Here is a 21,604-nt window from a genome sequence, read left to right on the forward strand (position 1 = left end):
GCTTCAAAGGTGCCACTGTATGGCTGACCGTCATAGGTCTTGCTTGCAGAAGGAGCGGTAATCGTAATTGGTGCCTTGGTAATCGTATACTTACCACCAGTAATTTCAGAATTATCAATCGTGTAATTGGTGTTGGCCGCCTTTAATTTGGCAATTCCCGCTGCACTCAAGGTAACATCGTAACTACCGACATTTTGACTGGTAATTTGAGCGTCAAAGTNCCCGTCATAAACCTTGGTTCCGCCTTTAACTGTGACCGTCCCAGTCTCTGACTTCGGTGTGATGATCAACTTACCAGGAACCGTCTCAATCGTGTAGTTAGGGTTGTCGGTCGCGGTAGCAGTGACTGTCACGTCATACTCACCAACGTTAACGTCCTTGCTGATGTCGGTCATGGTATATTTGACATCATCGCCGTTAGCCGGCTTGCCATCAACTGTTGCTTTGAATTCGCCAGTATATGGTTGACCATCATAAGACTTAGTAGCTGAAGGAGCCGTGATCTTAATCTTGGCTGGGTTGATTGTAAATTTACCGCCAGTAATATCATCATCACTAATCGTGACGTTCTTATTAGCCGCCTTCAACTTCGCAATTCCTGCTGCACTCAACTTAACGTCATAACTACCAACATTTTGGCTGGTAATACCTGTTGTATCAAAGTCGCTGGCTTCCCAAGTACTTGGTGCTTTCAGGTCTGTCGGCAGGTTCACTGTGAATGTCTTAGGATCAGTGGTTGCATCCCCGTCATAAGTCTTGGAGCCCCCGTCAATTGAAACCTTACCAGCAACGATACCCGGTGTAATTGTCAGCTTTCCAGCTACAACTGTGATGGCGTAGTTCGGGTTGTCCGCATCCGTTTCAGTCACTGTAATTGGGTATTCACCCACTTCAGTATCCTTACTTACATCAGTTAAGGTGTACTTCGGATCAACACCGTTTTTCGGCTTGCCATCAACGGTTGCAACCACCTTGCTGGCATCAATTGGATTGCCATCATATTGCTTCGTCAAGGTTGGTGCTGTGATGGTCAGTGGTGCCTTCTTAATTGTGAAGGTTGTTCCGGTGACATCATCTTTGGTAATAATCTTGTCAGTGTTAGCGGCCTGCAGATCCTTCAATCCTTGATCACTCAAAGTAATTGAATATTCGCCAACGTTCTGGCTGGTAATACCAGTCGTATCAAAGTCGGCTGCAGTCCATCCCGCAGTTGGTGCTTTAACACCGTTAGCAAGCGTGACGTCAAATGTTGTTGGGTCAGTTGAAGCATCGTTATCATAGAACTTATCCTTAGGATTCAAGACCACGGAATTCTTATCGACAGGTGTCGAAGTGTAAGTAACTGTAAATACCTGTGTTGCAGCAGTCGCATCGGACTTCAAGTCAAAGGTTGGGTTGGCAACCAGTGCTTCTGCGAGGGTATCGTAATCCTTACCATCCGGACCCGTAACCTTGTAAGTTCCAGAAGCTGCCAAATCCTTATCGGTCGTCTTGAAGGTAATGTCATTGGTGCTGGTTGCAGTTGCTGCACCGGTATTCTCAGCAGTATCACCAAGTGCTTCATCAAGTGTCTTGCCATCTGAAGTCTTCAAATCTGCTTTTGATACCTGGAAGTGGTTAACAGCAACGGCTGAACCATCGAGCTTGATAGTCGTATCACCATCGGTATTAACAAATACATAACCAGGAATCGTTGGCACATTGTTGGCAATCGATGAGCCAGCAACACCAGTTGGTGGCGTTGCCTTGCCATCCTTGTCAAATCCACCAGTTGATCCAGGGTATCCATTAATGACCTTGCCATCTTGATCCACGTTCTTAATGGCAGCAGTGGTAGCAAACGAATCCTTAATTGAACCGGTAACGTTGTTCAATTTGTCAGCACGGAAGTAAGTTGGGATCGTGACGCTCTTACCTTTGTCATTGGCACTGTTTGGATCCTTAACAGGCAGAATCGTATCAGCCTGGTCTTGAGCACCAAGTTTCGGCATGATCGTCACAATTCCGACAATCTTGGACCAATCACCGTCCTTAACGGCTGATGCATCTACCAACTCATCAGCTGTCGTGTCACTGGTTCCATCGGCAGAATTAAAGTAGTACTTGTGCCCACTGGCCGTTGTGACATATTTACCGTCGCTTGATAAGGTAAGCTTTCCCGTTGAATAAAGGGTCTTAGTCGAATCACCTGCAGCACTCTTACCTTCAGTTGCTGGACCTGTAAGTTGTAGTGCAAACTTGCCCGGTGTATCTCCCGAGTTTTCAGTAACTTCTGTTGGTAAGTTGATAACGCCCGCAACATTATTACTTGTGTTAGATGTGTTGTTTGCTAAACGGAGCCGAATGGCTTGTTTGTCATTTGGAACTGGGTTGTTAATTCCTTCAGAACTAAAACTTGTTCCTGCGTGCTGGTTATCTTGAATGGTTCCCTGAAGGATCATGCTTTGAGGAGCGGATATATAAACCGTCCCTGCGAGTGACTGGTTATTTGTAAGTAATGCTGCCCCATTTGAGTTTGGATGGTAGTTTTGAATAGCAGATAATCCAGTAATCTTTTGCCCATCTGCCGTCTCAATATACAGATTTTGTAAATCTGCCTGGCTTGTTTGAAGAGAATTTGATAATTCTTTTCCTTGTACCATAACGACAGCAACTGATTCACCTGATGTTCCGAATTTTGTAGCAGCATTGTTACTTGACGTAAGTCCACTGTCCTTAAAGTCACGAGTATTAACGTAATTAACACCGTTAAAGCTTCCGTCACCAGTTGCTGTTGAACTATTCCACGGAACAAACGCAGAAACCGCATCATCATTTACCTTAAATGAAACAAGCATGTTTTGATTGATAGGCGTCCATTCAAATCCGGTTCCCGTATAGTCCAGCTTTGTTACAGTCAAACCATCCTTGTTAACAAAAGATGTTACTTTTGGAGTTGGTTTGACTGTCCAGCCTGCACCGTCTTCAGTTATTGGAAGTCCGGTTACAGAATCAGGAACTAATTTCATTTGTGCTGGTGTAGTGATATAGATAACAGGTTCGTAAATTGATCGACTATTTCCGTTAAAACCTGTCTGATCATTTAGATCTGTCGCCGAGGGCTAATTAATAACCTTTCCTTGGCTATCACGATATGCATTTGCGTTAAGGTTAGCCCCCACTACGCTATCTTTAGAAGTCCCATATGATGCACCAATTACAGTTGTGTATGTTTGACCAGGTTGTAAAAGCGATGGTAAATCTGAATCATTGCCTAATGTTAATTCGGTAGTAGCATCTTTGGTAGCAGTGAATGACAATATACCGTTTGATGAATAATTCGAATTTTTATCTGAGTAATCCATCTCGATTGACATCTTCTGCCCATCTGAAACAGGGTATGCCGGATCCGTACCAACATTCCCCAAAAGCGTGAAAGCATAGGTCATTGCATCGTTATCGTTTGTTTCGCTAGAACCGACATAATACGCTTCTCCACCATTGGAAATTGCGTCAAAATACCCCAGATAATTGTCCGGTTGAATCGGTTCAGATTGTGTGACAACATAACTGGTGACATGCGCGCCAGTTGGAATCTGCATCAATTGAACATCTGTACCATCAATAGACGAAACAGTTGTTCCAGATTTTAGACCAGTAAACGACTGCGACGCGTTATTGCTATAGTTGACAGTAACGTCATAGGTAGTATCTTTTGGCCAATTCGAATTGCCTGCTTCATTTAGAGGTAAATTAATTCCAGTTGATTCTACTCCATCCGGAATCTTGAAAGTAAAGATTGGATCAATCGCCGTGTTCCCAAAATTTGCCATTGTAAAATTGCCTAAAATATTATTAGTGTTAGTGGTTGCGCCGATCACTAATGAATCGGAAGTGTTAACCCACGCCCCTGTATTTAAAACGGTTACGTCCTTTGTCGTAATCGTATCTGTTAATGACAAATTTGGATATTTTTGCGGGTCAAGAGTATAAGTGTGGCCTGAATTATAATCAGATTGGGTCGATGTAACTTGACCAGTCGGATCAGATGTAAACTGTTTTTCACCACCATTGTCGGCCAGAACAGGAGCGTTACCACTCGAATCAGGCATATATGCAGTCTTAACACTTTCTAAATTGAAAGTCTGATTACCTGTTGTTCCAGCTGTATAATGACCAACAAAGTAGACTTTACCATTTGAGAAAGCATTAAAGTTATTCTTGCCACCAACAGTAATTTCTAGCTTGTTACCATCAAGAACTTTAAATGTATTTACGTCGATTCCTGTTCTGAAACTATTCTTTTGAACATATTCCGTCTCATCTGGGTCAAACACAAAGTTTGTTGGTAAATCAATAACTGCAGTTAAAGCGCCCAAATTATCGAAATCATTTGATCCATTGTATCCAAAAGTATAAATATAATTTTGCCCTGCTTTTTTTGTGGTAGTTGACTGTAATGAACCGACAGTTAATGCACGAAATTGTTGCTTATTGCTGAATGTAATTTTTTTATACTGCGTATTTTGATTAGTTCCACCATACGTAACTGGAATAATCAAGCCATCGGGGACACCACCATTGTAAGAACCTGCTCCAGTCCTGTTTGAACCTGGAATAAATTTACCAGTATCAGGAGACTTAGCAATATTGTCATAGCTGTCAGCATAGTTCCCACCATAACCAAAGGTAATGGTTTCATTCTTTGTTGATCCATCGGCATCGAGTGTCCACGTGATCGTTGATGATCCATCACTATTGGTCGTTTTTGTTGCAATTGATCCGTCAGTCCAACTGTTAACACTTGGAACAGTAATAAAGAATTTATCTCCTTTGTTACCGGAAATATTGAAAGAAGCAGTAATGGTTGAACCACTGAGCGCATTGGCTTTAGTCTGATCAATATCCATGTTGCCATCAGCATCAATCGTTGATGCACCATCAGGCCCGCTCAACGTCAATGACATTGCCTGCTGCGGATCCACCACCTGCCTAAAGCTCCCAGTCAACCCCTGCTTATGTAAACTGGCGAGAACTTTGTTGTAGGTCTTTGTGTTGCTGGCCGTGACGATTAAGTCGCCATAGGCATCGACTTTGGCTGAAGTGCCGCTGGGCATGCTTACCTTGTCGTATGCTGCTTTGGCGTTGGCAACAACGTGGGCTTGGACACCCTTTTTGTCTGCGGAGACCAGAGCGGTTGCCTGGTTCAATTCATCGTGCATGTTGGCAACGACTGCAAGGGCCGAATTCAGCTTCATGGTGGCCTGTTTCTTGTTCTTCACCGCAATCTTTTGGGCAGCTTTAACCGTCTTCAAGACTTGGGCTTGTTGGGCCTTTTGGTGAGTGCCGATTGCGGTTAAAGCGTCATCAGTTGGGATGTTGTCGTCAGCTTTGGCATTGGCGGCAGCGTTTCCCTTTTCAATCTGCTTTTGAGTTGATTGCATGAGCTTGTTGGCTTGGGCAACGATACTTTGAGCAGATTTTTTAGTATATTTAGTGACTTTTTTAGGAGTTGTCTTCTTCACTTTGAGATCGTTAGAAGTCTTGTTGGTGATCTTGGTTGACTTCGATGAAGAGGTGGCAGTTCGGCCAACGCTTGAGGCACTGGCATCACTCGACTGAGTGTCGCTGCTTGAAGATGCGGCAGGTGTTGTCGTGGAACTGCTGGTGGCGCCTGCTGATTGTGTTGAGCTGGCGGTTGCAGCTTGGTCCGTACCGGTTGTGGTGCTGGAACTGTTGGCAGCCGTTGTCGTAGAACTGTCTGAACTTTGGCTGGTGCTGGTAACGTCAGCTTGTGGTTGCGTTGCCGTTGCAGTTGCCGCGCTAACGTCACTCACCGATTGGGTGTTGGCGTCATCGTAGGTTGCAGTTGTATCGGCGTGTACCGGATGCGAGCTTAACATGCTGTAAGTCAGGCCGGAAGTGAAGACAGAAATGCCGGCAACCAACCACAGCTTGCCCTTCTTATAAAGCTTGTAGTGTTCCTGCTTTTCCAAGCTGTCACGATACAAGCGTGAGTTATATTTGTATCTATTCATGAATGATACCCCCTTAAAATATTGTTATTTCTCAATTCGTTTCATGCGGGGAAAGGTCCCCACGTCCACGATGCCATCCACTTCAAAAGTCGTTTTCAGATCGGTCATCCGAACGGTCGGCTTTTGTTTGGCATGTGCGACCGACACGGCAACCAGCGTCTGATGCTTGGTTGCTTGTCGTTTGCTTGGAACAGTGTGTCCAAATTTTTCCATTTAATACCCCCCAATGATTTATGAAGATAGCCAACCAGTCCGTTTGTAAAAGGCGTCGACATTGTGTTTGACCTCATCGCCTAAGCGCCCTTCCAGGCGACCGACGATGATGTCGGCGCCATATGGCAGATAGCGGTGCGCGGCCATTGCGAGCTTGCGGGACACCTTCACTTCAAAGTCGTTGGGTTTGCCGCGATAATCGACCAGGACTGTGTATTGATAGCTGTTATCGTTATTGGGCTTTAGCTTGATCAACCAAGCTGCTTTGGCTTTGCGAATGTGCCGAAGCGACTGGCTCAAAGTTTCCTCAAGCTTCGTAGGCGTCGGGTTGATCAATTGGTACTTGAAGTCTTCGTCTTGATTCTGCGAGGCGACGACTGGTGCGACTTGGTGAATGTAATCCCAGTACTCCAGGGTCAACGGAAAGCTTTGTTCTCCCGGATTGATCAGAATCCCTTTCAGATTGTACTGTTCGGCTTCTTCCATCAGCTCACTGCTGGTGAACTCAAACGATCGGAACGGATCCATGTTGGGTGATCCAGCCATGAACCGTTGCATTTTTGCCAAATCTGTGAAGACTGGAATGTACTTGTAGCCATCAGCCAGGTAAGTCGTAACGGCAACCGATAAGGTAAATGCCGGTCGCGGTTGTTTGGCTGACGCGTGTCTGCGGCCGGATTGAACCGGCGCGTAAAAGCTCATTTCCATTAAGGCAGCGGCGAAGCGATGTTCCAGCTCCGGATCCATCGGCTGATTCATAAAGGACTGAAGCCGCTGACTGAAGCCGGACGTCCGAAATGACATGATGCCGTCTGGATGACGGTCTGGGTCATGCTGCTGTTTTGGCTGCTGTACCGGATGGTTATTGGTTGCTGAATCAGTTTCCATCATATGATCCCCCCCTTGCGATACGAGCAGCTATTGATTCAGCTGTGAAATGGCTTTGAGTAGTGACTCAGCTGAATCAACCAGCTTGAGGACTTGTTGCTTATTGCCATCTTCGGCAGCGTCATCAATTGCTTTGGCAACGTTGTTCATGCTTTGACTGAGAACCTTAACTGGTGTGATGCTGGCCAGTGATTCGATATCATTTTCTGTTTGCATTTTGAATTCCCCCATTTATATTGTTGCGACATTAGTAGTGATCGAGATTGGCCAAGGTGCGGATGGCGGACAACATCTGATCGGCAGATTTTGTCAATCCAGAAATGGCTGCTGGATCGTTGGTGTCTGCCAGGCTCTGGCTGATCAGTCGAAGCGCGTGGGCCAAAAGCTTGATTGGTGTTGGCTGCGGCTCGGTGCTGATTGGCTCTTGGCTGGCGGCTGCGTCAGTTGGTTGGGCTTCGGTAACTTGAACGTTGGTGGCTTGAGCTTCAGGTACTTGTGGACTTGAGGCTTCGGCTTGTGGTGCCGGATTTGGTTCAAATGTCGATTCCGATGAGCTTTCAACTGGTGAGCTTGGCTGTTGTTGCGTCTGCTCGGTTGGATCGGGCTGCTCGGGTGACGGTTCCGATTGGTCATTTTCTGGAGTAGCTGGTTGATCGTCGCTCGATTCATCTTCCGGTTCCTCATCCCCCGGATAAGTTGCTTGTCCGAACGGTGATTCGTGATCCGGCTCATCGTCGTCGAATTCATCCAACGGTCTTTCAAGCTCACTCTTCAAATTATCGAAATCTAAGATACGTTCGTTATCACCTTCGCTTAACTCACGTTCCATTTTGTCCACCCTGGCTTTTTCGGCATCCGTCAAGCTGACTAAGCTGACTTTTGACGTCGGGTTTGCGGGTTGGTAGTTATTGACCTTGGTAATTTCTTCGCCAATTCCCTCCTCGTCCATGACGTAGTAATGATGGTCCTCGTCGATATCTGGTAATTTGACGGGGGCGACCTGATCGGGCTCGTCGCCATTTTGCAACGGTATTAATTCGCCTGTCATATCTGTCAGCCCGTGATAGATATGCAGTGAGCCAATCTCGCCGTACACCAGATTGATGATCGCGGGTTGGACGCCCATGACTCTGGTCAGGTGCTGCGGCTTGTTGACCAAGACGTAGCCGTTTAAGATTGGTAACGCGATGTGATACTCTTCGCTGACAGCTCGGAAAATTTTCAGCGGTTCAATAATTTCATCGCCATCGCGGGTGATAAAATGAATCTCCGCGTAATTCTGAACTTGTCGCGCGGCTCCCTCAGCTTCTGACATCACTAATTCCTCCCATCCAATTAAAAAAGTTAATATAAATAGATGAAAAACCGTCGCTTGGATCCCCGTCCATGTGCTTATGTATGAATTGGGTTCCCCTCAATATTCATTAACGGTTATTTATTTACACTCCTAATTCTAATTTAACGGGAATATATATCTATACGTATAGAACTGGTTTTGTCCGCACTTTTTTGCAGAAAATAAAAAATATAAAACTATATGCTAATTTTTTAAGAAAGTGATGATATTAAGATGTGTGGCTGGGGAAAAGTGTTGATATACCGCGGTTCATTGAACATATTAAGGATTGGTAATGATTTTTAGTAAGCATTCTTTTATGTATGTGTTCGCATTTTTTTGCGGGTTGACGGGCATTGTCGGCACGAAAAAAGCCCCCAGCATTTCTGCTGGGAGCCATGTTTTATATGTGAATTTAGATAGCGGGAGTGGGTTTATTGGAGTTTGCTGAGGCAGTTGTTGATGGCAGCCACTGTGCTTTCAAAACTAATATTTTCTGCAAAAGAATGCTTCTTTGCATACCCCTGCCATAAGGATTTCATCCGTACTGATGTTCTGATTTGGGCTGTGATCGAGTGCCACTCCTCCCATTCGGCCTGGGATTCACGTTCCAATAATACTCTCGTCCAAGCGGTCTGTAGGATTTTGAAATCAATTATCTCGGTCGTCATCAAAATATAAATATCATAAAAATCTTTCATCCTCGTATTGGCACTACGTCTGGACAACACAGTTTGTAGTTTCTCAGCTAGCATTCGTTCTGGCCGATAGATTAACAGATTAATCGTTTCTGTCCCCAGTAACGGTTTATACGCATAATTGACTTCACTCGGGATGAGCACTTCACCAGTAGCCACATCTAAATGAAACGAATCTTTAATTTTTGCCAAGCTGGCTTGAAAGCGAACGCGTTGTCCAACATATTCTTTTTCTTCTTGAATGGGTTGAATATCAATTAATTGATACCTTACTCCGTGATAGTCTCGTTCGGCAATAATTTCGTTGAACATCTTCTTTAAATTTTCGGATTCGATACTGACACCCTCAACCATTGTATCAAGATCAATCGTTGTTCGTTCATGAACGCCAGTGACTGCTGAAAGAACCATCCCACCTTTCCAAATAAAATGTGATTGATATTTAGATGTCGCCAGTAAGCTCAAGAAACCATCAATGAAATACTTTCTTTGTAAACTGGTGGTATTAATTCCAGTCTGAGCATGAATATTTTTCAGCTGATCACGCAGCCGGTCACGTAGTTCTTTATCATTCATAGAAGAATCCCCACAAGTGATTGAATTTTTTCAAGCACATTCAAACGTTCAGCAACTTCAAGTAACGTCCCCAAATCTTTTTGTGATGATTTCAAATATTGATTAAAGCCAAATTTTATTGCTTCGATATCATGATCTGGTGACTTAACCATCTCAACTAATACCCGTTCAGGTGAGTATACCTGTATCTTACGTGTCGTGTCCGGCACCGAGATTTCTCGCACATCCTCACTGAGTCGGGGTTCACGAACTTGTTTGAACTGAACGTTTTGCGTCCAATCAGGATATCGTCGACTTGGTGCCTGATATCCCATGCGAACCGCCATTTCAATCGTATAAGGAAAGTTTTCACTCAATTCCCATAGATAAAGTGCTGTGTCTCCAGTGTATATTCCCTGTCCCAAAATGAGTTGCCGCATCAACATATCATCGATTGGTACATCGTGAGTCGCATAGACTCGTTCATCCATATCCTCCAAGAGACCTGACTTCACCATATCCTTTGCAATACTTTTCTGAAATGGTGTCAGTTCTGAAGCAACCAATAGCTGATCTTGATCGAGCTTTTCTGTTACTTCATTAAGTTGAGAATAATAGGATCTCAATTTGCTGTGGATTGATTGCATCATTATCACCTCATCGAAAGTATATCATAATTTTTAAGTATTGTAATTGAATTCCATTTCATCATTACAATAGTAGTCTGGTGTAATCTTATTTTAATAAACCATTACATATATTTCTAAAACTAGAAAGGAGTCAAAATATTCATTTCAACTATTTGGTTGCTCTCATCCACTGATCAAACTTAGGTGGCTTTTTCCAGTGCACCTTGCTTTCCAATTCCGCAAATCCGTTTATAATTAGCGGCAAAAGATGCAGTTATCAGGAGGGGAACATGAAAAAAAGAGGACTGGCCGTACTCAGCGGCTTACTATTAATCGTGGGATTTCTCAGCGCCTGCTCGATGTCAGCCACGCAAACACCCAAAATTGCCGGTGCCAGCAAGGCCACTCCCACACTGTTTTTCCATGGCTTTGGGGGTAGCTATCACGCCGAAAATCATATGGCGCAGGCAGCAGTGACCGCCGGCGTCACCAAGACGGTCATTCGAGCGGACGTCACCAATAGCGGCAAGGTCACGTTGATTGGTAATTTCAAACCTAACGATCGGCATCCGATTGTTGAAGTCAACTATTTGAATAACCGCAACCCCAACTATCACACCGACGCCAAATGGGCCAAAAATGTGGTGGTCAAATTACAGCAACGTTATGGCATCAAGAAGTTCAACATGGTCGGCCATTCCGTCGGCAACATGTCGATCGTCTTCTACCTACTGGATAACGCCGGTAACACCAAGCTGCCGAAGCTTCAAAAACAGGTCGACATTGCTGGGCACTTTAACGGCATTATTGGAATGGACGATGCGCCGAACCGGATGAAATTAAAGGCCGACGGTGAGCCGACCAAAATTAACAGCCATTACCGCGAGCTGTTGGGATTACGACATGATCAGCAATTAAAATCATTGAAAGTCTTGAACATTTACGGCGACAAAAATGACGGCACGCACTCGGACGGCGACGTCAGCAATGCGTCCTCGAAGTCTCTGAGATACCTGTTGCCACAAGTAAAATCATATCAGGAAAAACGAATTGTTGGCCCCAACGCCCAGCACAGCAAGCTTCATAACAATCCCCAAGTGGACCGATTACTGATTCGATTTTTGTGGGGAAAATCATAAAAGAAGACCCGCAGCCATTTTGAGGTGGTTGCGGGTCGTTTTGATGAAACGATTTATTCTGAAGATGAAAGTGAGTCCAACATATCAATATTTTTCAACTTGTAATGGGTAATCACGCCGACAATCAGGCTGAAGCAAGCCGTCAGCACCGCCGACCAAATATATCCCGGATAATGAATGGTTAAAGGGAACAAGATCGCGCCGGTCTGGGCCTTAATCATGATGAAGTGGTGCAAAATCAAGCCGATGAACCAGCCGAAAACGATCCCGGCTAACGTTAAAACAACATTTTCTCTGGCGACGTAGGCCGTGACTTCATTATCGTAAAAGCCCAGCACCTTGATTGTCGACAGTTCGCGCATCCGCTCGGAGATGTTCACGTTGGTTAAGTTGTAGAGAACTACTAACCCCAATGCGGCGGACAATGCGATAAAGATCAGCACAACCGAGCTCAGGCCGACCGTGCCAAGTGAACTGCTGGCATACCTTGGATAAGTCACGTTGAGTACACCGCTTTGTTTGAGCAGATTGCGACTGGTGGTGTGTCGCTGAGCAGCCGATTCCTGCTTGAGCTTGAGCAGTCTGGCCGTCGGTGTGTAACGCGTTGTGGCAACTTGATTAAAATACTTGGGCGTCAAATACAGGTAGTGGCCGGCATAGTTCTTAGTAATTCCGGCAACCCGGACTTTGAAGAGCTTGTTACCCAGCTTGGCGGAGAGGACACTCCCCTTTTTGGCCGCCATATCAGTGGCTAGTTTTTCGGTGATGATAACACCTTCATCGGTTAACTTTTCTGATTGACCCGATTTGGAGTTGGTTAAGGTCACATACTTGCTAAAACGAGTCGTCGATTTTGGAGCGACCATTGTAACCGTGGCATTTCGCTTGGTCCCTTTGGTTGGTGAGACCGTAATTGATTGGACCATTGCCGGCAGCTGTGCGTCGATATTTTTATCATGAATATGCTTATTTGAACTGGATAGGGTGACAACTCCCTGATAGTGTTGAACTTGATTGAACTGATCCGGCACTAAGTCGTTGACGCTATCGCGAATGCCAAATCCCGCCAGCATCAAGCCCGTACAACCAGCAATCCCGACAATCGTCATCATCATCCGAGTCTTGTAGCGGAACAGATTTCGATAACTGACTTTTTGATTGAAGTTCATCCGATTCCACAGCGGCTTGATCCGCTCCAGCAAAATCCGTTTACCAGCTTTGGGCGCCCGCTCGCGCATCAGCTCGGTTGGCTTTTCCCGCAAATTGATGATGAGCACCACGGTGGCGCTCCCGAGAGTCGCAATCAGGCCAGCGATAATGGCTTCAATGATAAACGCCCACGGAATCACCCCTTGATACTGGTTCAAGTTATTATTACTGAGCATGCTGAAAATAAATTTAGGCAACGTCAGCGCGCCAAACACCCCACCGGCAACGGAACCCAACACACCGGCCAAAATCGAATAGATAACGTACTTCATAGAAATAAATCCCTTGGTGTAGCCGAGCGCCCTCATCAGGCCAATCTCCCGTCGATTCTTCTCAATCATCCGAGAAATCGTGGTAAAGGTAATCAGGACAGCAATAAAGAGAAAGAAGCCGGGGAAAATAACCGCAATTGCGGCAATACTCTTGGACTCGTCAAAATAGTCCTGGTAGCCGACATTGGCAGTCCGATCGTTATATAGATATGTCGCCTGTGGCGTTTGATTGAGCTCACGTTTGGCGGCCTGCAATTTGGTGATGGCCGCGCTCAACTTGGCTGCTGAAGCCTTGGTGCTGGTGGTCTGATAAGACTTGGGAACGGCATTTAGCTGCTTTTCCTGTTGCTGGAGGTTTGCTAACTGGGAATTGACCTTGGTCAGCGCAGGTCCGACTATTTCATGACGCCGCTGTTCTGGACGGTTGGCGAGTTGGTCTTCCAGCCGGTTCTGGTCTTGGTCGACTCGTTTGTTATACTTGCTGGTTCCGGCAGCCAGGTCCTGGGTGTTGTCAAAGCGCACCGCAATCGTCGCGTAGGCTGACTGGTTAAATGCCTGGTTAGGCACATAGGCAAAATAATCTACTTCACCGCTGCCAACGTTGGTGGTGCCACGATCCGTGGAGCTGACAAATAACGGCGAATTGACGAAGCCAACCACTTTAAACGTTTGGTGGCGTAACCCAGTCGTCTTTGGCAGCCGGTAAGTATCACCCAGTTGATATCCAGTGGCCTTCTTATCAAGGACAATCTGGTTGGCGTTTCGCGGCAAATGACCGGAGACGACTTTGAGCTTGTTTAACTGAGCTGTTTTTGAATACGAATAAATCTGGACCACTTGGCTTTGCGACTTTTTAACCGTCACCATGTGACTGGCTTCGGCCGTTTGAACGTGTTGGGCGTTTTGAATCAGATCAAGGTCTTTATGCGTCAATCCAAGCGTCGAAGTGACGTTGAGATCACCAAGGTGCTGCTGGGTAAAATAGGTGTCGGCTGAATGATCCAGATCAGGTCCCGTTGCCCGAATCCCGACATACAGCAAGGACCCAAGCATGATAATTAGGACAATCGAAATAAACTTACCCCAAGCGTAAGTGATTTCTCGAATGGTGGCTTTAAAGTAAGTTGAATTCAACTTCCCACCTTCTTTTTAGATAACATTTTTCTTGTTAAGTGCGGCGTAGATGTCTTCTTCCATCGACTCCGGCTTGGTAATCGGTGCGAATCGGTGAATCAGCGTGCCGTCCTTGCCAATGAGAAACTTCGTATAGTTCCATTTAATCTTGCCATGGCCGGATTGTTCTTTAAGATGGGTAAACAACGGATCTTCATTGGCACCATTGACCGCAACCCGCTGAGTCATTAGAAAGGTGACGCCGTAGTGAATGCGGCAGTAGTCGTCAGCTTCCTCATCGGTATCCAACTCTTGATGAAATTGGTTGGAAGGCAGGCCCAAAATGACCAGGCCGTCGTCCTTGTACTTTTTATACAATTTTTCCAAGCCCTCAAGTTGAGGGGCCAGGCCACATTTGCTGGCAGTATTCACAATCACAAGGACCTTATTTTTAAAGGCACTTAAATCAATGGTCTTGCCGCTCATTTCGGTTTCTTTGTAATCATAAATCGTCTTCATTTTGTTCACCTGTTTTCTGTATTTAAGATTAGTTTATACTAAAAGGCCCAAAAACAAAACTGGTTTTGTTTTTGGGCCTCATCATTAACAAATGATTCAGCAACAAATTTCTTTTCATATATTTGTTTAAATGCAACGCATCTAATTTACGTATATAACTATTAAGCACAAAAATTCACGCTATTCGAATTGGGCCTCGTACAATTGCTTGTAGTAGCCGTTTTCCTTCATCAACTCATCGTGCGTGCCCCGCTCCACAATTTTGCCATCATCTACTACCAAAATTTGGTCTGCATTATGAATGGTCGATAACCTGTGGGCAATGACCAATGATGTCCGTTGTTCCATCAGGTTTTCCAAGGCATGTTGGATCGTCTTTTCCGACTCATTGTCCAGCGAAGCAGTTGCTTCATCCAAGACAACAATCTGGGCATTTTTCAGTAACGCTCTGGCAATCGCAATCCGTTGCTTTTGGCCGCCGGACAATCGGATTCCGCGCTCACCAACTTGGGTCTTCATTTGATCAGGCAGGCTCTTGATAAATGTATCAATATCGGCCAATTTGGCGACGTCCCACATCTGCTCCTCGTTGGCGCCTGGCGTTCCGTAGCGGATATTATCGGCGATCGTGCCGTCGATAATGAAAATATCCTGGGACACAATGGCGATATTTTGGCGCAGTGACTTTAACTTAATATGGTTAATCGGGATGCCGTCAAAGTAAATCTGGCCACTGTTCACATCGTACAAGCGATCCAGCAAATCGGTTATCGTTGACTTCCCAGCACCCGAGTGGCCGACAAGTGCAGTCTGTTTGCCAAACGGAATATCAAATGTGACATCTCGAATTGCGGCTTTATGACTTGATTCCGGTTCGTCCGAGGCGTAGGAGAATGTGACATGATCGAATTTGACACCTGATTTGATGGTTGGAAACGCTACGGCATCCTTGTCATCGACAATCGCCGGCTTCAGACCCATGATGCTGACAATGCGGCCGTATGAAACCAGTGACTGCTGGAACTGATTTAGCAGTCTGGAAAATGCACTGATTGGGCTTTGCAAGATCCCGACATAGCTTAAATAGGCCACCAATTGTCCAACCGTCAACTGATTTTTGAAGACAAATAAAGTTCCAAGGAACAGCACGATTGCCGTTCCCAAATATTCAATAAATGTTACTAATGGTGAAAAAATCGCTTGATTTCGCGTTGCTTCAATAATATTATCCTTGTTCATATTGGCTAATTTATCAAATCGTCGTGATTCCAAATCTTCAGTTGTATAACTCTTAATCAGTTGAATTTGGGTCAAGGTGTTTTGCAGCTGATTGGTCATTAACGCTTGGGACTGGCGCGCCTTTCGATAGGAATTTCGAATCCGAGTCCTAAAGATACGGACAACGATAAAAATCAGTGGAAAGGTCAAACTGACAGCCAAGGCCATTTCCCAATTAACAAAGAAGATAAACCCCAGAACGCCGACAAACGTGAACAAGCTGCCAATCAACGATAACATGTTTGGCGAGATCAGGTTCTGCAGGTTGTTAATATCCGACGTCAGCCGGACCATCAAATCACCCGTCTTACTGGATTCGAAGAAATGGGTATCTAACCTGATGAGGTATTGATACAGCTGATTTCGCAAGTTGGTAATTGCACCCTGACTCATGACCCCCATGTAATAAGTAGAAATATACGTGAAAATGCCCGAAATCGTCACGGTGAGCAGCAGCAAGCCCACAACGATAACCAGTTGGGCGGTACTTTTATTTGGAATAACGTGGTCGATAATGTACTGATTAAATTGTGGCAGTAAAAAATCCATTAACGACAGAACGGTTAGCACGACAACGTTCACGATTAAAATCCACGGCCGCTTGAGGACTGTTCCAAAAACGAATTTGAACATCCCCATCATCGTCACGCCGGATTGAACCTCGTCGTCACTGTGATCTGGTGCCTGTTTCATATCCTCACCCCCGTATCTTACCGCATTACTTATGACGGTATATTATTCCACGAATGGGTAGGTGAGGTCAACGGATTAGCTTGACTGTGTGTGCTTAACTAAGTTTATTTATACTTGTATTAAGTCTCGTTCGACTAACAAAAAACAAATACAAAAATGCAAGTTAAGTGTTTTTACAATGAAAAATAAATATTCATACCTTCAGATAATTACCGGCAAACATCCTTATTGACGATTCATGATACTTCATGTATGATTTAGTTAATCAAATCAATGACCGCTTGCGGTCCACTAAGGCAGGCCCAGTTAATTCTGGGCTTGCTTTTTTATTTGCCGTGAAAGGAATTCCATTATGGGAGACAACTTGAAACCATTCAGACAGATCGAGGACCAGATCAATATTTTGAAAAAACGAAATATGATTTTTTTAAACGAAGATGCAGACGCCAATATTTTACGCGACTATGGATACTATGAAATTATAAATGGGTACAAAGATAAATTTATGATTGATCCTCAAAATGATGATAAAGGATTTAAACCTAATACGACTTTCGAACACATCTATGCACTGTACAATCTGGACAAGCAACTACGGGACTTGACTTTGCAGACTCTAGCCCAGTTTGAACAAATTTTTAAGCAACATCTGGCTTATGTAATTGCTCGCGATATATCAGATGATCAAAACCAATACACATTACAATTGCATTATAATGTGGGAAAAAGTTATCGTCACAATGCAACAGACAGAGACGGTCTCATCAAAAATTTTAACAAAACACTTAGGTCAACCTATCAGCCATACAAATACTATCGAGATGTTCATGGGAATATTCCACCATGGATTATGATCAAAAGTTTTACCTTTGGAAATAGTATTTACTGGTTTCAGCTCTCTAAGAAATCAATTCGAGAAAGGGTCATTGCCAGGATGTTTGGAATCCAGTCTGATTTATATCCCGAAATGGATCAACTATTCAATCTAAACCAAGCATTTGGAGACTTATTGGCACTCTACCTGGATTATAGAAACTTGACTGCTCACGGAGGTAGAGTTTACAACCATCGTTCAATTCGACATGGAATCCGGCACTATTCCCCGTTTATTTATCGAGAACAGATTTTACCCATCTCGAGGAGAAAATTTAACAGAGGCCTTTACAGAAGCAGCTTAGGCACATTATATAAATCCTTACTTGTTTTCAAAAATAAGGATCCATATGTGGAACTTCAATCATGGTTGACCATCAGGCTTGAAAATTACTTAAAACAATATCCCGACGATCAACAATATCTGATTGATGCAATGGAGCTAGACCTTACTGACATTCCCAAAGAATTAAAAACACAGTTATCTGAATCTTCTACAAAGAACGAATCATAGTCTATATTGTGATATTTTGGGACCAGGAAAAGTATCACCAATTGGTCGTCCGCTTTTAAGCCAAAATTTCAGTTATTTATGAAAACCCGTGCACATGAAAAAAAGAGTTCCACCTGGTTATACTGGAACTCTCCAAAAAAACATCACCACAACTAAATCTCAGTCTTCTCCAGCAATAAATCCGCCAATTCTTCCGCAGAAACATCCCCCAGGTTCGCCTTGATATCAACTTGATTCAAAGCGGCAACCAGTGCATCCTCGCTGAGTTCAACGCCTTTGAGGGCTTTTTCAATAATTGAAATATCACCACCCGTGATAAAGTCACCATAGATTTTAATATCAGAAATCTGATTGCCGCTCAATGAGTAATTAAAGCTAACCGTGCCGATATCGTAATGCTTGGAAACGTAGTAATCAAAGCCGGGATTCTTGCCGTAGTTCCATTCATCGGTATCGTATTTACCCTTCAATCGGTCGTCAATAATTGACCAATCATGATCGTTCAAATGATAGGTTTCAATATCATCCAATGATTTAGCGTCGAATAACCTAAGCAGTAACTGCTTCTTAAACCCTTCAATATCCAACTGCTGGAATTCTGGTTTCAAGAACGGCTTGACGTTTGTCACACGACTTTCAACCGACTTAACACCCTTGGATTCCAACTTGTCTTTTTCAGGCGTCAAGACTTTAGTGGCCACGTCCATGTCCAAATCAAACATTAACGTACCGCCAGCTGCATAAGACTTGCCAACTTTAAACATCGTCATGCCGGAGAACTTCTGGTTGCCGATGACCATATCATTTCGGCCACGCATTTCAGCATTCGTTGCCCCCATGTCGTGCAGCGCATCAATGATGGGTTGGGCAAAATATTTAAAATCGCCAAAGTGTTCATCGTCGTTAATCACTATGTTTTCAAAAATAATATTGCCATAATCATGATAAACCGCGCCACCACCGGATGTCCGGCGAACTAATTTGATGCCCTTTTCTTTCAAATAAGGCATGTTAACTTCTGCATAAGCGTTTTGATTAACCCCCACGATGACTGCTGGTTGATTCACATACATAATTAAGCCGTGACCAGGCAGCTTCAAATCATTAACTAAATAATTATCCAAAGACTGATTCACAATCGGATCATAGACTGGTTTGCCATTTCTTGATGTATCAATAAAGAACATAAAAGCGCCTTCCTTTCCAATCTGTTCAGTGAGTTCTGGAACCGCTACCATCATGATAGAACGAAAGTCGAAAAATGTATACACCGTTGCGCATTATTTGCATTAAGTTATAATAACCATATAGGGAGATGACTTGAATGACAATGCACCAACTCCGTGACAGAATGATTCACTATTTGATCTTTACAGTGCCAATCGTCGGGCTGATTTTAACCATTCTTGAACTTTGCTACTTCATGTGGTGGCATGGCGACCACTCAACTGGTGCGTTAATTTATAGTTTCATCCCAGTAGCCATGGGGCTTTTGCTTTCAATTCCCGGTTGGTTTTGGAAAAATGAAGCTGAAAAACACGATAAAACCAAAAAATAAAGCATTGACCTCACCAACTTGGTCAATGCTTTTTACTACTTAAATTCTGGATCATCACCGCCATGCGCCTTAGCAGTGTATGATTTCACAGCAATCTTGATAATCCCAACGTATTCAATCGTCTTCTCAGAAACATCAAAATCGCTCAACTTCTGGCCGGTTTCATGTGCCAGGATAACCTGAAGCGCGTGCTTTTTGATTTCTGGATCTTCGACTAATTCTGCATCCCCATAACCCATCACACTTCGATAAGCAAAGCTGGGAGTATTTTGCTTGGGATCCTTTGGCACCATCAATTGGCCGCCATCATCAATTTCAAAGCCCATTCGACCATCCTTTTGAATCAGCTCGCGTTTGGTGCCGACCGGTGCGCCGTGAATATATAAGGTTAAGTTGTTATCATCATTAAACTCATAGCCAAAATTAGTCGGGACCACGTATGGATAGTCATCCGTTCGAAACCCACTATGAATGACGTGGGAATCTTTGAGTATTTGCTTGATTTCATCAATAGCCGTTACTTCTCGATCTTTTCTACGCATGCGATCAGCTCCTTTGATTTGTCTTCAGTATAGTCATTTTATATCACCTCGTACATAGACACTTTTGCCCAGCCAAAATTTCCAAACCAATTCGTTGCGCACAATCGGTTTACAGGTTACGATTTTAGTAGTTGTAGATGTAACCGTTTCCGAGCAGAATTGGGAGGAATATTTTATGGCAAATTATGATTATGATGTCTTATACATTGGTAGCGGCCACGGCACCTTCGATGGGGCGATTCCATTGGCCGCCCGCGGCAAGAAAGTCGGCGTTATCGAATCCGGCTTAATCGGCGGCACCTGTCCCAACCGCGGCTGTAACGCTAAAATCACGTTGGATGCACCAGTTGCGCTTACCCGCTTAACTGAAAGAATGCAGGGCATTGTCAACGGTGATTTGGCAATTAACTGGACCGCCAACGAGAAGCACAAGCAAGAAGTCATTGAGGGCTTACCTGACATGATCGGCGGCTTGATGAAGTCGGTCAACATCAATATCATCAAGGGTCGTGGGACATTTGAAGATGCCCACACCGTCATGGTAGACGGAACACCACACACCGCTGAAAGCATTGTGATTTCAACCGGTCAACATCCACACCGTTTGGACATTCCAGGCACCGAATTAGCCCACGACAGTGCCGACTTCATGAACCTGACTCATTTACCGGCCAACATTACCATCATCGGTGCCGGCTACATCAGCTTGGAATTTGCCACAATTGCCAACGCTGCTGGCGCCAAAGTAACTGTTATCACCCACGGCGACAAGGTATTGCGAAAGTTCTACCAGCCATACGTTGAACAAATTGTCGCTGATTTGAAATCCCGAGGTGTTGACTTCATTAACAATGCCAATGTAACCAGCTTCGAGCAGGACGACAGAGATTTCACCGTCAACTACGACGGTGGAACGGTCAAAACCAACTGGATTTTAGACGCAACCGGCCGGGTTCCAAACGTTGACGGAATTGGGTTGGATAAAGTCGGCGTTGACTACAGCGAAAAAGGCGTCAAGGTCAACGATCACCTCGAGACCAACGTTGATAACATCTATGCTTCAGGCGACGTTATTGACAAAGATCAACCAAAGCTGACTCCAACCGCGATTTTTGAGTCCACTTACTTGATGCACGTCTTTGCCGGCGATACCAGCGACCCAATTGACTACCCGGCAATCCCGTCAGTTGTCTTCACATCACCGAGAATCGCCAAAGTCGGCGTTTCGGTTGAAGAAGCTCAGAAAGACGACCTGACAATTAAGGAAAATCATTTGCCAGACGACTGGTATCGTCAAGTTACCAAGGAATCAATTGGCGATAACGCTTTAATTTACGATAAGCAAAACCACCTGGTGGGCGCCACTGAAATCAGTGACCAGGCAGAAGATGCCATTAACGCCTTCCTACCGGCAATCGTGTTCAAGTTTGAACCAGCTCAACTGGAACGACTGGTCACACTGTTCCCTACGATTGCGGCAGATGCTTGGGGCCAGATTTAAGACTTGAGAACTGTTGTTTCCAAGTTCGTGCCATTGTCAAACATATCACTAGAATAG

The 21,604-nt window shown here is 44.5% G+C and carries 17 protein-coding genes and 1 pseudogene; 4 read left to right on the plus strand and 14 right to left on the minus strand.

Annotated elements, in window-relative coordinates:
- From FC51_RS12705 to FC51_RS09795, 9 genes and pseudogenes are all read right to left on the minus strand, one after another.
- On the minus strand, window positions 1–220 hold a 220-nt coding region (locus FC51_RS12705; protein ID WP_420865354.1), incomplete at both ends, for an MBG domain-containing protein.
- A 1-nt stretch (window position 221) separates the two neighbouring features.
- Window positions 222–3,008: pseudogene (locus FC51_RS12710) on the minus strand (MBG domain-containing protein); the annotation flags it as partial.
- A gap of 93 nt (window positions 3,009–3,101) precedes the next feature.
- Window positions 3,102–6,017: a KxYKxGKxW signal peptide domain-containing protein gene (locus FC51_RS09765; RefSeq protein WP_057910752.1), complete on the minus strand. Its 2,916-nt coding sequence runs from the start codon at window positions 6,015–6,017 to the stop codon at window positions 3,102–3,104.
- Between the two features lie 24 nt (window positions 6,018–6,041).
- Window positions 6,042–6,230, minus strand: coding sequence for a hypothetical protein (locus tag FC51_RS09770; protein WP_057910751.1), 189 nt, complete (start codon window positions 6,228–6,230; stop codon window positions 6,042–6,044).
- Between the two features lie 18 nt (window positions 6,231–6,248).
- Complete coding sequence (locus FC51_RS09775) at window positions 6,249–7,121, minus strand: SseB family protein (protein ID WP_057910750.1); 873 nt, start codon at window positions 7,119–7,121, stop codon at window positions 6,249–6,251.
- 27 nt (window positions 7,122–7,148) lie between these two features.
- A complete protein-coding gene (locus FC51_RS09780; protein ID WP_057910749.1) occupies window positions 7,149–7,334 on the minus strand; it encodes a hypothetical protein in 186 nt (61 codons plus the stop codon).
- A gap of 31 nt (window positions 7,335–7,365) precedes the next feature.
- Complete coding sequence (locus FC51_RS09785) at window positions 7,366–8,433, minus strand: hypothetical protein (protein ID WP_057910748.1); 1,068 nt, start codon at window positions 8,431–8,433, stop codon at window positions 7,366–7,368.
- 455 nt (window positions 8,434–8,888) lie between these two features.
- Window positions 8,889–9,728 carry a nucleotidyl transferase AbiEii/AbiGii toxin family protein gene (locus FC51_RS09790; RefSeq protein WP_057910747.1) on the minus strand — a complete coding sequence of 280 codons (840 nt, stop codon included), beginning with the start codon at window positions 9,726–9,728 and terminating at the stop codon, window positions 8,889–8,891.
- Window positions 9,725–10,357: a type IV toxin-antitoxin system AbiEi family antitoxin domain-containing protein gene (locus tag FC51_RS09795; protein WP_138491131.1), complete on the minus strand. Its 633-nt coding sequence runs from the start codon at window positions 10,355–10,357 to the stop codon at window positions 9,725–9,727. Before FC51_RS09795 ends, FC51_RS09790 begins: the two co-directional genes overlap by 4 nt.
- A gap of 269 nt (window positions 10,358–10,626) precedes the next feature.
- On the opposite strand from FC51_RS09795, the gene FC51_RS09800 reads away from it, so the two are divergent.
- The gene (locus tag FC51_RS09800; protein ID WP_057910745.1) at window positions 10,627–11,475 is read left to right on the plus strand and encodes an alpha/beta hydrolase; all 849 of its coding nucleotides are present in this window, start codon (window positions 10,627–10,629) and stop codon (window positions 11,473–11,475) included.
- 53 nt (window positions 11,476–11,528) lie between these two features.
- On the opposite strand, the gene FC51_RS09805 is transcribed toward FC51_RS09800, so the two are convergent.
- From FC51_RS09805 to FC51_RS09815, 3 genes are all read right to left on the minus strand, one after another.
- Window positions 11,529–14,090, minus strand: a complete 2,562-nt coding sequence (locus FC51_RS09805) for an ABC transporter permease (protein WP_057910744.1) — start codon at window positions 14,088–14,090, stop codon at window positions 11,529–11,531.
- Between the two features lie 15 nt (window positions 14,091–14,105).
- On the minus strand, window positions 14,106–14,588 hold the full coding sequence (locus FC51_RS09810; RefSeq protein ID WP_057910743.1) for a glutathione peroxidase: 483 nt from the start codon (window positions 14,586–14,588) through the stop codon (window positions 14,106–14,108).
- Between the two features lie 180 nt (window positions 14,589–14,768).
- On the minus strand, window positions 14,769–16,559 hold the full coding sequence (locus tag FC51_RS09815) for an ABC transporter ATP-binding protein (RefSeq protein WP_057910225.1): 1,791 nt from the start codon (window positions 16,557–16,559) through the stop codon (window positions 14,769–14,771).
- A gap of 352 nt (window positions 16,560–16,911) precedes the next feature.
- Between FC51_RS09815 and FC51_RS09820 the strand changes: the two genes are divergently transcribed.
- Entirely contained in the window at window positions 16,912–17,946 is a 1,035-nt protein-coding gene (locus FC51_RS09820) for an Abi family protein (RefSeq protein ID WP_057910224.1), read from the plus strand.
- A 152-nt stretch (window positions 17,947–18,098) separates the two neighbouring features.
- On the opposite strand, the gene FC51_RS09825 is transcribed toward FC51_RS09820, so the two are convergent.
- Window positions 18,099–19,133, minus strand: a complete 1,035-nt coding sequence (locus FC51_RS09825; protein WP_057910223.1) for a lipoate--protein ligase — start codon at window positions 19,131–19,133, stop codon at window positions 18,099–18,101.
- Between the two features lie 137 nt (window positions 19,134–19,270).
- Between FC51_RS09825 and FC51_RS09830 the strand changes: the two genes are divergently transcribed.
- The gene (locus FC51_RS09830; RefSeq protein ID WP_057910222.1) at window positions 19,271–19,504 is read left to right on the plus strand and encodes a hypothetical protein; all 234 of its coding nucleotides are present in this window, start codon (window positions 19,271–19,273) and stop codon (window positions 19,502–19,504) included.
- A gap of 35 nt (window positions 19,505–19,539) precedes the next feature.
- Here the strand turns inward: FC51_RS09830 and FC51_RS09835 are convergent, their stop codons facing one another.
- On the minus strand, window positions 19,540–20,046 hold the full coding sequence (locus FC51_RS09835) for a pyridoxamine 5'-phosphate oxidase family protein (RefSeq protein ID WP_057910221.1): 507 nt from the start codon (window positions 20,044–20,046) through the stop codon (window positions 19,540–19,542).
- A gap of 175 nt (window positions 20,047–20,221) precedes the next feature.
- Between FC51_RS09835 and FC51_RS09840 the strand changes: the two genes are divergently transcribed.
- Window positions 20,222–21,547 carry a dihydrolipoyl dehydrogenase family protein gene (locus tag FC51_RS09840; RefSeq protein WP_057910220.1) on the plus strand — a complete coding sequence of 442 codons (1,326 nt, stop codon included), beginning with the start codon at window positions 20,222–20,224 and terminating at the stop codon, window positions 21,545–21,547.
- The last annotated feature ends 57 nt before the right edge of the window (window positions 21,548–21,604 follow it).

Source organism: Lentilactobacillus parabuchneri DSM 5707 = NBRC 107865 (genome assembly GCF_001435315.1).
Taxonomy (GTDB): domain Bacteria; phylum Bacillota; class Bacilli; order Lactobacillales; family Lactobacillaceae; genus Lentilactobacillus; species Lentilactobacillus parabuchneri.